This window comes from Sphingobacterium sp. UME9, from assembly GCF_014170215.1.
GTDB classification, from domain to species: Bacteria; Bacteroidota; Bacteroidia; order Sphingobacteriales; family Sphingobacteriaceae; genus Sphingobacterium; species Sphingobacterium paramultivorum.
On record NZ_LZZP01000002.1, the window covers coordinates 1 to 13159 of the forward strand.

13 protein-coding genes are annotated in these 13159 nt (G+C 38.5%); 7 read left to right on the top strand and 6 right to left on the bottom strand.

The window, feature by feature from the left end; translation table 11 throughout:
- The first annotated feature begins 309 nt into the window (after nt 1–309).
- From A9970_RS01155 to pruA, 6 genes are all read left to right on the top strand, one after another.
- Nucleotides 310–519, top strand: a complete 210-nt coding sequence (locus tag A9970_RS01155; RefSeq protein WP_070561956.1) for a hypothetical protein — start codon at nt 310–312, stop codon at nt 517–519.
- The gene (locus A9970_RS01160; protein ID WP_182981019.1) at nt 516–857 is read left to right on the top strand and encodes a tRNA-binding protein; all 342 of its coding nucleotides are present in this window, start codon (nt 516–518) and stop codon (nt 855–857) included. Before A9970_RS01155 ends, A9970_RS01160 begins: the two co-directional genes overlap by 4 nt.
- 9 nt (nt 858–866) lie before the next feature.
- Entirely contained in the window at nt 867–1334 is a 468-nt protein-coding gene (locus A9970_RS01165) for a nucleoside deaminase (protein WP_088160107.1), read from the top strand.
- Nucleotides 1335–1435: 101 nt separating this feature from the next.
- Entirely contained in the window at nt 1436–2044 is a 609-nt protein-coding gene (locus tag A9970_RS01170) for a superoxide dismutase (protein WP_120333147.1), read from the top strand.
- A gap of 153 nt (nt 2045–2197) precedes the next feature.
- A complete protein-coding gene (msrA, locus tag A9970_RS01175; RefSeq protein ID WP_182981020.1) occupies nt 2198–2857 on the top strand; it encodes a peptide-methionine (S)-S-oxide reductase MsrA in 660 nt (219 codons plus the stop codon).
- A 168-nt stretch (nt 2858–3025) separates the two neighbouring features.
- On the top strand, nt 3026–4663 hold the full coding sequence (gene pruA, locus A9970_RS01180; protein ID WP_075990900.1) for an L-glutamate gamma-semialdehyde dehydrogenase: 1638 nt from the start codon (nt 3026–3028) through the stop codon (nt 4661–4663).
- A gap of 65 nt (nt 4664–4728) precedes the next feature.
- On the opposite strand, the gene A9970_RS01185 is transcribed toward pruA, so the two are convergent.
- The 6 genes from A9970_RS01185 to A9970_RS01210 form a co-directional block, all read right to left on the bottom strand.
- On the bottom strand, nt 4729–5910 hold the full coding sequence (locus A9970_RS01185) for a metallophosphoesterase (protein ID WP_182981021.1): 1182 nt from the start codon (nt 5908–5910) through the stop codon (nt 4729–4731).
- Between the two features lie 19 nt (nt 5911–5929).
- Nucleotides 5930–6697, bottom strand: coding sequence for an endonuclease/exonuclease/phosphatase family protein (locus tag A9970_RS01190; RefSeq protein ID WP_182981022.1), 768 nt, complete (start codon nt 6695–6697; stop codon nt 5930–5932).
- Nucleotides 6698–6889: 192 nt separating this feature from the next.
- Nucleotides 6890–7915, bottom strand: coding sequence for a recombinase RecA (gene recA, locus A9970_RS01195; RefSeq protein ID WP_046674918.1), 1026 nt, complete (start codon nt 7913–7915; stop codon nt 6890–6892).
- A 67-nt stretch (nt 7916–7982) separates the two neighbouring features.
- Complete coding sequence (gene nth, locus A9970_RS01200; protein ID WP_075994622.1) at nt 7983–8660, bottom strand: endonuclease III; 678 nt, start codon at nt 8658–8660, stop codon at nt 7983–7985.
- A gap of 165 nt (nt 8661–8825) precedes the next feature.
- Entirely contained in the window at nt 8826–9017 is a 192-nt protein-coding gene (locus tag A9970_RS01205) for a hypothetical protein (protein ID WP_153848161.1), read from the bottom strand.
- A gap of 80 nt (nt 9018–9097) precedes the next feature.
- Complete coding sequence (locus tag A9970_RS01210) at nt 9098–10723, bottom strand: S8 family serine peptidase (protein ID WP_088160113.1); 1626 nt, start codon at nt 10721–10723, stop codon at nt 9098–9100.
- Nucleotides 10724–11049: 326 nt separating this feature from the next.
- Between A9970_RS01210 and A9970_RS01215 the strand changes: the two genes are divergently transcribed.
- A complete protein-coding gene (locus A9970_RS01215) occupies nt 11050–13158 on the top strand; it encodes a S9 family peptidase (protein ID WP_088160114.1) in 2109 nt (702 codons plus the stop codon).
- Nucleotide 13159: the final 1 nt, after the last annotated feature.

A 13159-nucleotide genomic window follows, 5' to 3' on the forward strand; every position in this document is an offset into this window, starting at 1 on the left:
AACACCCGCAGCCTTCAAGTAGGCTCCCAACTGTCGAATGCCCGTACTGAAGGTTTCGAAAACCTCCACATCCGAATAATGCTTCCCATTAAATACCGCACAAAAAATACTATCTTTATGCACGTCAAGTCCTGCTGTTTTCATATAACTTTTTTTTTCAACATAAAGATAAGCAGCGGGACTTGCTTTGATTGCGATAGCTCTCGCCAATTTTTATCCGCTTGTGTGTAATCGGAAAATTAAATGTAAATTTAAACAAACTTTTACAGTTCAGTAAAGATATACAAATTTTATACCTAAATCTTAGTTATGCTGAAAATTAACGAAGAACAGTGGCAAGTAGCCAAAGAAAAACTCCGCCGCAAGTACAACCACTTAAGTGATGAAGATTTAGCTTTTCAAGCAGGAGAGGAAGATAAACTGATCAATAGATTGTCTTTACGTTTGGGACGGAAGCCTTCCTATGTTTTATTTACGATAGGTAAAGAGATTCAGGATATTAGTAGCAACCGATTATGAGTGACGCCATTAGTTGGACCGACTTTGAGAAAGTGGATTTACGGGTAGGAACTATTTTAGAAGCAAAAGACTTTCCGAGAGCTAAAAAGCCAGCATATCAGTTGAAACTTGATTTTGGAGATGAAATTGGCATATTACAAAGTAGTGCCCAGATTACAGTACACTACAACAAAGAGGAGTTGATTGGGAAGCAAGTTGTCGCAGTTGTCAACTTTCCCAAAAAGCAGATTGCTAATTTCTTTTCTGAGTGTCTAGTGACCGGATTTTCGGACGAAAATGGAGATATTATTTTGACATCCGTCGACAAAAAATTACCAAATGGATCTAAACTTAGTTAAGTTTGTACCATGACATTTATAGATTTTGAAGGAACACAACTCATCGATAGTGACGAGTCGTTCATGCGTATGGCATTGAATGAAGCTAAGGTCGCTTACCAAGAGGGAGAGGTGCCTATTGGGGCAGTTATTGTTCATCGAGGACGTGTTATAGGGAAAGGTCATAATTTGACGCAGCGATTAAATGATGTGACAGCTCACGCTGAAATGCAGGCTTTTACAGCAGCAGCAAATTACCTTGGGGGCAAATACCTGGATGAATGTACATTATACGTTACCATTGAGCCTTGTATTATGTGTGCCGGAGCGGCCTATTGGACACATATTGGTAAAATAGTCTATGGAGCCAAAGATGAAAAGCGTGGCTATTCCCATTTTCACGATAAAATATTACACCCCAAAACTGTCATTACACATGGCGTTTTGCAGGAAGAATGTGCTGATTTGGTAAAATCATTTTTTCGTCAAAAACGGTAGGGAAATAATGGATTTATTGTAACACATAAAAACATAAACGTGTATATTGTGTTATATTTGTATGTATAAACGAAGTAATAAACATTTAAATTAAAATAGATATGGCATTTGAATTAGAAGCGTTACCATACGCAGCCGACGCATTGGAACCACATATTGACAAAACTACAATGGAAATCCACCATGACAGACACCATCAGGCATATGTGGATAACTTAAATAAAGCTATCGCAGGAACAGACGCAGAAAACTTATCCCTATTGGATATTATTAAAAATGTAAGTAAATACAGCGCAGCAGTACGTAATAATGGTGGTGGTCACTACAACCACTCTTTGTTTTGGAAGGTTTTAGGCCCAAATGCAGGTGGAGCTCCAACAGGTGAATTAGCTGAAGCAATCAATGCTACATTTGGTTCATTTGATGAGTTGAAAAAACAACTTCAAGCTGCTGGTGCCACTCGTTTTGGCTCAGGATGGGCTTGGTTAATTGTTGGTGCTGATGGTAAACTTGCAGTAACTTCTACACCAAACCAAGACAATCCATTGATGGATGTTGCTGAGGTAAAAGGTACGCCTATCTTAGGTATCGACGTTTGGGAGCATGCTTATTATTTGAAATTCCAAAATAAGCGTCCAGCGTATTTAGAGGAAATCTTTAATGTTATCAATTGGGATGCCGTAGCACAAAACTATGCTGCAGCTAAATAGTTGATCATTTGATAGAACAATAGAAAAGCGACAATAATAACTTATTGTCGCTTTTCTATTTTATAAACAAAACCTAGTTGGTATTTGTTTAGGGCATGAATTTAGCTCCAATAATTCAGGGAACATAAAAGGAAAGAAGAAGGGTAATTATTTATGAGAAATATTCTGATACTTTTAACAGCACTTTTTGTATTGAACTCCTGCCAGGGGCAGCAGCAGGGGCATCGGGTAAAGAAACCTGATTTCACCAAATTACCTGAAAAAAATACGGCGAGTTTGGATACGGCGACATTTGCTGCAGGATGTTTTTGGTGTACTGAGGCACAGTTTAAGGAGTTAGAGGGTGTTGTACATGTGGTTTCGGGATATACCGGTGGATGGGTAGCAAACCCAAGTTATGCGCAGGTTTGTACCGGGAGTACAGGGCACGCGGAAGCAACCAATATTATTTTTGATCCAAAAGTGATCAGCTACGATAAACTATTGGAGGCCTTTTTTGTAGCACACGATCCAACGGAGCTCAATCGTCAGGGAAATGATGTTGGCACCCAATATCGTTCGGCTATTTTTGTGCACAATAAAGAGCAGCTTGATAAGACGCAATATTATCTTTCGACGTTAGAAAAGGAGCATGTTTTCAATAAACCTATTGTAACCGAAGTAGTTCCGGCAACCGTATTTTATCCAGCAGAGGACTATCATCAAGATTATTATAGATTAAATGGAAAAGAACCATACTGCCAATTGGTGATTAAACCGAAATTGGAAAAATTTAAACGTATCTTTTCCAAGGTGCTCAAAGAAGGACAGTAACTTTGGGTATTCATAAAATTTGAGGTAATTTTACTTCTATTAACGCTATTTAGTGTCATGCTAACAGGTTGAAACCATGGTTTCTGATGAAAATAATGGAATGAACAAACTTGATCCCTTCATGATTCATAAATAGTATTTTTTGGATGAATAATTAATAATTGTAATATGTCTAAAGGATTTTTTACAGTTCCTGTTCCTACCAACGAACCGGTGTACACATACGCTGTCGGAACGAAAGAACGTAAATTGTTGAAAGCAGCAATTGATGAGGCACGTTCGAAACAAATCGATATCCCAATGTATATTGGTGGTAAAGAAATCACTACTTCTAAAAAAGTAAACTTAGCTCCTCCACATGACCACCAACATATTTTAGGTCAATACAATCAAGGCGATAAATCTCATGTAACAGATGCAATCAATGCAGCTTTAGCGGCGAAAAAGGATTGGGAAAATCTTACTTGGGAAGATCGTGCTGCGATATTCTTAAAAGCTGCTGAATTGATTTCAGGTAAATACCGTTATGAGTTGAATGCTGCTACAATGTTGGGACAATCGAAGAACCCATATCAGGCAGAAATTGATTCGGCATGTGAGATTGTGGATTTCTTGCGTTTCAATGTACAATACATGAGCGAAATCTATAAACAACAACCTCCTATATCAGGTAAAGGTGTGTGGAACCGTGTAGAACAACGTCCTCTTGAAGGTTTTGTATTTGCATTGACTCCATTCAATTTTACAGCGATTGCGGGTAATCTACCTTCCTGTGTCGCAATGATGGGGAATGTTGTGGTATGGAAACCATCCAATACCCAAATCTATTCAGCAAATGTATTGATGAAAATTTTCCGTGAAGCTGGTCTTCCGGATGGTGTTATCAACTTGGTGTATGTTTCAGGTCCTGACGCTGGTGATGTGATTTTCCAACACCCAGATTTCGCAGGTATCCACTTTACTGGTTCAACAGGAGTATTCCAGGATATCTGGAAGACGATCGGTAACAATATCCACCGTTATAAAACGTATCCACGTATTGTTGGTGAGACTGGTGGTAAGGATTTTATCGTTGTACACCCTTCGGCCGATTTGAAAGCTGCAAATACAGCTTTGGTTCGTGGTGCTTTCGAATACCAAGGTCAAAAATGTTCTGCTGCATCACGTGCATACATTCCTAAATCGTTGTGGCCTGCATTGAAAGAATCTATGACTACTGACGTAAAATCTTTTACAATCGGTGGAACAGAAGATTTTACAAACTTTTTCAATGCTGTAATTGATGAGAAGTCATTTGATAAATTAGCGAAGTATATCGACAGAGCTAAAGAATCTAATGACGCAGAAATTGTAGTTGGTGGTACATACGATAAATCTAAAGGATATTTCATTCATCCAACAATCATTGAGGCTTCAAAACCAGATTACGAGACAATGGTTGAGGAATTGTTTGGACCTGTCCTGACCGTATATGTTTACGAGGATGCTAAGTTTGAAGAAACCTTAGATATTGTTGATACAACATCTATTTATGCCTTGACTGGATCAATCATTGCGCAAGATCGGTATGCGATTAACTTAGCAACAGATAAATTGAGACATGCCGCTGGTAACTTCTACGTGAATGATAAGTGTACAGGTGCTGTCGTAGGTCAACAACCGTTTGGTGGTGCTAGAGGCTCGGGTACAAACGACAAAGCGGGATCAATGATCAATTTGCTTCGTTGGGTGTCTCCTCGTACAATCAAAGAGACATTTAATCCAGATACAGATTATAGATACCCTTTCTTGGAAAAGGGAGAATAAGAAAGTTCGCATCGCAGCTTTCTTCAATCAAAATAGAAAAAAGGGCGCTTATCAAGCGCCCTTTTTTATTTCTTAAATAATCCCAGTTCTGTGCCATCGTCTCTAGTCATCCGTATGTTCAATGACTTGTTGTTGCCGGCTACATCGATGATAGTTCTTTTCCCAACTTTTGGACCTCCGCCTATAAATACAGGATAATTGTGATCTTTATCTGCAGGGTAGTAGCCATATTGATGTGTATGACCAGAGATCATGGCATCAATTTTATATTTCTGAAACAAGGGATGAAAACATGCTCTGTTATCCAAGGTACCATGCCAGTCATCCGAATGAAAAATCGGTATATGGCTAATGACAACAGTGTGTTGTGCACTCTTTCTTTCCTTGGATTGTAGAACCTTTTCCAGCCATTTAGCCTGTTCTTTTCTGTAGTTATCATAATCGACTGTTCCGGCGTATACCTCATGATTGTCAGGCTTGTCTTCGCCACTGTCCAGCATGATCCAAAAAATAGGACCTCTTTTAAAGGCTTGGTAATACTTGTTGTCAGGATAACCAAAATATCGTTTGAAATTACGTGCGAAGGATCCCCTTGTCTCATGGTTTCCCCGATTCATAATGAATGGTTTGCTTGTCGCAAAAAATTCAATTGGCTTTAGTAGTTTCTCTGTAATATCTTGCTGATTGGTGACATAATGGAAGGAATCACCATTCAGTACAAAAAAATCGTAGGGTGAAATATCCTGATGCGGAATAAGGTCACGATAGCTGCTTTTTTCCTCATGTACATCGTTATAGACCAGACAGCGAATCTGTTCTTGATTGTTCTTGGCTAATTTGGCCTCGAAAATAGGGGTTTCTATTTCTTGGCCGTATACGATTTTATAAGGATCGAATTTTTGCACTTCCTTCGCTTTGATGCGATAACGAAATGAACGCGGTGCGTCTTCAATTGTAAAATGAAAGAAATCAGTATTGGCATTGATCATCCCATCTTCGGATTGGTAGATCTTTTTTTGGACATTCCCTCCATTGTCCAGTATCTCGAGCCAAGCAAAGGCATCTTTGCTCAAAATCGTAAAAATACTGATTCCTGTTTCGGTTTGATTTTGTAGATAGGCAGGTACGACAAAACTGAACTCGCCTTCTGCCTCATTTGCGTCTTTTTCTTGCGCGACGCTTATATTAGGTAATGTAATCCCGGCCAGAGCCAAGGATTCTAAGAATCTTCTTCTGTTAAAATTCATATTTTAAGGTCACAAGTAGTTATTTAATGTTTATCTCGACATATAATGGCCGATGATCACTCGCATATTGTTCGTTCAGAATACGGTGGTTGGAGAACTTTGCGGCAGATGTTTTATTGATCATGATATAGTCGATTTCAGTAGTGGGTTTATCTTGAGGAAACGTAAATCCGTTAGCAATGCTGCTTTTTGTGAATATTTTGCTAAGTTCAGTAATTGCTGGATCATTGGGTTCGGAGTTCAAATCACCGACAAGGATGGTGGGTAGCTTTTCGTTTTTGAAACGCTGGGTGATGAATTTTGCCTGTTCGATTTTGTTTTTGTCTTTCAGGTCAAGGTGTGTATTTGCAAATAAGAGTTTCCTTTTGTGTATCGTGACTTCGATTACAGATAAACTACGTGTTTCGCTTTCCACAGGGGAAGGTAGAAAGTGTTTCTCTACACGTTCAATTGGATTTTTTGATAAGATGGCGGTACCATATTCACCTTTATCCAGGTCTATCCCTTTGGAAAATATATAGTGCATGCCTGTTAATTCGGCTAATTTTTTGGCTTGATTTTCAAAATATGATCTACCGAGATTGACATCGATTTCCTGAAGACCTACGAGGTCAGCTTTTGAATTTTTAATAATTTTGGCAATTGTGTCAAGGTTGATAACTGATTCTTTTTCGGTGGGTGGGTTTCCGTGGTGGATATTAAAGGAGAGTATGCGTATCGTTTGTGCATGTAGATGAAATACTGAGCCTAGCAGTATTAAAAGAAATAGAATTAGTTTACGATTCATTGTTTATATTAAGTTTAGCATTTGGATGTCAGGCGTTTTTAGCTCGACCTGCTAAAATTAATAAAATCTATTAGTACAAATTGAAAACTTTGGACATGTAACAAAATAATCATCTAAGCACTTGAATTTTCGTAAAAAAAATAGCCATCCTAAACAGGATGGCTACCTACATTATACTAATTTTTACAGCAACTAGTCTTCGTTTTCCTCGATGTTAAGCATTGGATCTTCTCCTGTCACTTCAGCACGGATTTTAGCTTCAAGTTCGTCCATTAAATCTGGATTGTCGAATAATAAGGCTTTAACAGCATCTCGACCTTGTCCTAATTTGGTCTCCCCATAGCTAAACCAAGAGCCTGCTTTTTTAATAATACCATATTCAACACCTAGATCAATGATTTCACCTACTTTAGAGATACCTTCACCAAAGATGATATCAAATTCCGCTATGCGGAACGGAGGTGCAACTTTATTTTTTACAATCTTCACTTTTACGCGGTTACCCGATACTTCATCAGAATCTTTGATTTGTGATGTGCGACGGATATCTAAACGTACAGAAGCGTAGAATTTTAATGCATTACCACCAGTTGTTGTTTCTGGGTTGCCAAACATCACACCAATTTTTTCACGCAATTGGTTGATGAAAATACAACAACAGTTTGTTTTTGAAATTGTACCTGTCAACTTACGTAAAGCTTGTGACATCAAACGAGCTTGAAGCCCCATTTTAGAATCACCCATTTCGCCTTCGATCTCACCTTTTGGCACCAAAGCGGCAACGGAGTCAATAACAATAACGTCGATTGCACCAGAACGGATTAGGTTATCAGCAATTTCTAAACCTTGCTCACCATTATCTGGTTGAGAAATCAATAAATTTTCTACATCTACGCCTAATTTTTGAGCGTAATATTTATCAAAAGCATGCTCAGCATCAATGATTGCTGCAATACCGCCTTTTTTTTGTGCTTCGGCAACAATGTGAGTTGCTAAGGTAGTTTTACCTGAAGATTCAGGTCCATATATTTCAATGATACGGCCTTTTGGTACACCGCCAATTCCTAAGGCGATATCCAAGCCTAGAGATCCTGTAGAAATAGCTTCGATCGGCTCAACAGCAGTATCACCTAATTTCATAATTGAACCTTTTCCAAAGTTCTTTTCCAATTTATCTAACGTCAGCTGTAAAGCTTTTAGTTTATCTGTGTTGCTCATATTTTTAGTATATATTTCTCAAAATTAAAAATTAAAAATCATAAACCAAATATTTTCACTAAAAAAATTAGTTTTTTGTCTCTGGTATAGCTGAGACACTTTTTATATGGTGATTTTTTTCAAAGTATTTGCACATATAAGTGATAGGGCATTTCTCACACAGTGGCTTTCGGGCCAGGCATATATAACGCCCGTGTAAGATAAGCCAATGATGGGCAATGGCAATCGTATCTTTAGGTAGATTTTTTACCAATTGTTTTTCCACAGCTAATGGTGTTGTTGCACGATAAGTTAGCCCAAGACGGTTTGCAACACGAAAAACATGGGTATCTACGGCCATAGCGGGATTATGATAAACAACAGAGGAAATGACATTAGCAGTTTTTCGACCTACACCTGGAAGTTTCACAAGATCCTCAATTTTTTCGGGTACAATATTGTCGAACTTTTCAATCAGTAGCTGAGCCATCCCCACAAGGTGTTTGGCCTTGTTATTCGGATAGCTTACAGATCGTATATAGCTAAACACCTCGTCTACGCTGGAAGCTGCCAAGCTGTGTGCATCTGGGTAGCGTGCAAACAACTTGGGCGTGACTTGGTTGATCCTTTTATCTGTACACTGTGCAGATAAAATAACGGCAACCAGTAATTCAAAGGGATTACTATAGTTGAGTTCTGTCTGTGCGTCAGGACTATTTTTGGAGAAATAATCTACGAAAGCCTTGTATCGTTCTTGTTTTAACATCGGTTCAAAACTAGCCAAAATTTCCATCAAAAAAGAAATTTTGAAACCTAGTAAAAGGAGAATAATCTGATTTTAGTTTGTGGAAGGTAAGGCGAGTCACAGCTGTTTTACACTATAGCTGATCATGGATGTCGTAAGGTGAAAAAGAAAGGCCTAATCTCTAGATTAGGCCTTTCTTTTTTCTAGTTGTTTAGAATATGCAAGGATATTCTCAACACATCTTTTGCTTGGATGAAGCAACATTTTTGGTAATTGAAGTTTCAATTCATTTTCTATGTCCTCGTCTGTCATTACCTTTTCGTTTTGGGTTAGCAAATTTTGAACTTCGTTTTCTGATTGGGTAAAGTTTTCTACCATAAGCATCTGTTGTTTTGTCTCTGTAAGTTAATTAATTAAACGGACAAAAGATAGTTTTGGTATAAAAAACGAGAAAATATTTATTTTTTCTTTCTGTTAGTATATTCCTCTGCTTTTATAATAGCGTTATATGCATTAACGATTCCTCCAGTGACCGAAATGTCTGCTAATCGAACCGTTTTGCTGGCATCTTCACCAACTTTTACCTGTACCAGTTGATTCGGCTTTTCTACCGATTCCATAATAATTTGTTTCGTTTCCACAGCGCTCAAATTAGGGTAATAAGAACGAATCATGGCGGCCAGACCAGCGACAACGGGAGCAGCCATACTTGTGCCCTGTTCTTCTTTATACTTGGAATCTGGTACCGTTGAGTTGATGTGGACGCCAGGCGCGAAAACATCGACAGTTTTTTTACCATAATTGGAAAAATCGGCTAATAGTTCATTGTCCAAATGAAGGCCGGTTGCACCCACTGTGATCCAAGCATTAGCAACCCCGGTTGTATCACCTTTTACATCCGTATAATACTTCATCGGAAAATTAGGCTCTATATCGTTATCTTCACTGTCATTCCCTGCGGCATGTACCATCAGGACATCTTTGGATTCAGCATATTTGATGGCATCGTCTACGGCCTGTTTATTATAGGCATAACTTTTCCCAAAGCTCATGTTAAGTACTTTAGCGCCATTGTCTGCTGCATAGCGAATGGCATTTGCGACGTCTTTATCACGTTCATCACCATCGGGGACAAGTCTAACTGTGAGTATTTTAACATTGTCCGCTACGCCGTTGATACCAACATTATTATTACGTTTTGCACCAATGATTCCAGCGACATGGCTACCATGTAATGCGTCCGGTCCTTTTACATCTGCATTTCCGTAGTATCGCTCTGAAGCATCTTCATAATTATCTCCAACAATAGGTCGAGAATCGTATGCTTTGTTTAAATGATAATCAACTTGATTGTTGAAATATTTTGCACCTTCGGTGATATCATCAAAAAATTTGGCGAAGCCGCCGTTGTTGATTTCATCCTTTGCATAGCCAAGTGCGATACGTTGCGTGTTTGTGGTTGCTTTGAAATTGTCTATATCCTCCTGTGTGATATCTTCGGGCTTTTTACCTATTTCACGTACCACAGCGTCTATGTTACGTTTGAGCGCATCGTAGGAAAATTGGCCCATCTTAGCTTCTTCTAGCTTGTTTTTATATTTGGCAAGCATCTTTTGATAACTAGCGAAAGATTTTCGACCAGCTTCATTGAGTTCTGTTGCCGCTGTGATGTTTGCAAACTTTTTGTCCAGAACCCTAAGCTGTCTTGTCAATTCCAGGTTATCGAACTGAACGTCCTTTCCATCGGCGTTTCCAATAAAATTCCAGCCGTATTTATCATTAATATAGCCATTACCATCATTATCTATACCATTCGTGAGACTATCTTTCGTATTGATCCACACAACATCTTTGAGATCCTCGTGATAAACATCAACACCTCCATCCAATACCCCAACAATGATTGGAGTAGATTTTCTTCCTTTCAATAACGTTTTATATGTTTTTTCGGTACTGATTCCCATGACCCCATCTGTTTTATAATCCAAATTGAACCAATTTGCTGGAATGGTATCGGATTGTCCGAAAGAGATAAGGGGCAATGAGCCTAAAGCAATTAGATATAGTGATTGTTTTAAATTCATATGTAAATAATTCTTAATAAAGTGTCTGCTTTCATTTGTTGCAATGCACGCGTTCCACCTGGTTATTCTCTCCTGTTTATTTTAAATTTTCTTCATGAGCGTGTAAGCTCGCATATTCCTGCCTATAGCAGAATAGCAAAGATAATGCTAATGCCTCTTCTGAACTGTTAATTTTTATTAAAAGTATTTATAATCCATATCTCTTAGCAAACTGTTGACGAAATATCTTAAATTCAAACCATTTCTAAGAGTCTCCTGTTTTATTTAGATGATCTAGATAGCTAGGATAAGAAAGAGTATATATTGATTAGCGTATAAAAGAGCGAATGCAACAAAATAAGAAAATAGTTTGGCCTAATGTGATGGCCCCAGTGGCGGCAATTTACCCTCATGTCAGAAAGATACATGATGATACTGTGCAAGATGATTATTACTGGATGATTGATTACTTTAAAAAAGGAGAAAAATCGCAAGAAGTTATTGACTATCTGGAAGAGGAAAACAATTATACCAATTTAATGCTTCAAGATACCGAAGATTTACAGGAAAATCTTTTTGATGAATTGAAATCCCGGATTAAGGAAAAGGACGAGTCTGTGCCTTATTACAAAAATGGCTACTATTATTATAGCCGGACGGAAGAGGGAAAACAATATTTTAAATTCTGTCGGAAAAAGGGGACACTGGAGGGCGAAGAGGAAGTGCTGTTGGATGTAGATCAGCTTGCCGAAGGGCATGCATATTATACGGCAAAAGGATTTTCTGTTAGTCCGGATAATCGTTTGCTTGCCTTTAGTGTGGATACTGTCTCTCGGAGAGAATATACCATATTTATCAAAAATATCGAGACCGGAGAAATCTATCCCGACCAGATAAAGAATACAGAGGGAGCCGCTATTTGGGGAAATGATAATCGAACCTTGTTCTATACGGCCAAGAATCCTGTTACCTTGCTTAGTGAAAAGATTATGCGACATACACTGGGGGGCGATCCGGCAGCAGATGTGCTTGTGTATGAAGAAAAAGATAACACAAATTATATCGGAGTTGGTAAATCCAAAAATGGAAAATATGTTATGATCAATTCTGAAGGGACATTATCCTCAGAAATTTGGTTATTAAATGCTGACTCACCGCAATCGGAATTTCGTATTTTTCAGCCTAGGATACAGGATGTTCTCTATTCGGTTGTTGCATTGGAAGATCGGTTCTTAATACTTACCAATGATGGAGCTATTAATTTCCGAATCATGCAATGTCCCTTAGATCGTACAGATCGCAGCCACTGGCAGCCATTCATAGACCATCGACCGGATGTATTGGTCAGCGATATTGAAGAGTTTAAGGATTTTCTGGCAATTGCTGAAAGGAAAAATGGATTGACCCAATTGGCAATTTATAATTTAAAGAGTCAGCATCAGCACTATTTGGATTTCGGAGAAGTTGCCTATACGGTATACCCGGGTATTAATGTTGAATACAACAGTGATAAGTTACGATATGGCTATACTTCTTTAGTGACACCAAGCTCAGTCTATGAATATGATATGGCTAAGCAGAAGAAAATATTATTAAAGCAACAGGAGATTTTGGGAGGGTATGACCAAACCGCGTATATCACCGAACGTGTTTTTGCAACAGCAAGAGATGGTGTTCAAGTGCCCATCTCTATTGTTTATAAAAAGGGAACCAAACTTGATGGTTCAGCTCCATTATTGCAATATGCCTACGGATCTTATGGTGCGTCGATGGATCCCACTTTTTCGAGCAATCGACTAAGTCTGTTGGATCGTGGATTTATCTATGCCTTGGCACATATCAGAGGCGGTGAGGAAATGGGGCGCCAATGGTATGAAGATGGAAAAATGATGCACAAGATGAATACCTTTTATGATTTTGTGGATTGTGGTAAATACCTGATTGATCAACATTATTGTATGCCCGAACATCTCTATGCGCAAGGGGGAAGTGCCGGAGGTTTGCTGATGGGTGTAATCGCTAATATTGCGCCTGAGCAATATCATGGCATAATAGCTCAGGTACCATTTGTAGATGTGGTGAATACCATGTTGGATGATACAATACCGTTGACTACAAATGAGTATGATGAATGGGGTAACCCCAATGAGAAGGAAGCCTATTATTATATGAAGGCCTATTCTCCATATGAAAACATTGAAGCAAAAGAATACCCTAATTTATTGGTCACAACCGGGCTGCACGATAGTCAGGTGCAGTATTTTGAACCAGCAAAATGGGTAGCAAAACTGAGAGCTACTAAAATAGGAGATGCGGTTTTACTGTTAAAAACAGATATGGATTATGGTCATGGTGGTGCATCTGGTCGATTTGACTATTTAAAGGAAATTGCATTGGAATATGCTTTTCTCTTTAAATTGGAAGGGATTATTCCAAATTATACAAACGAACAATAAA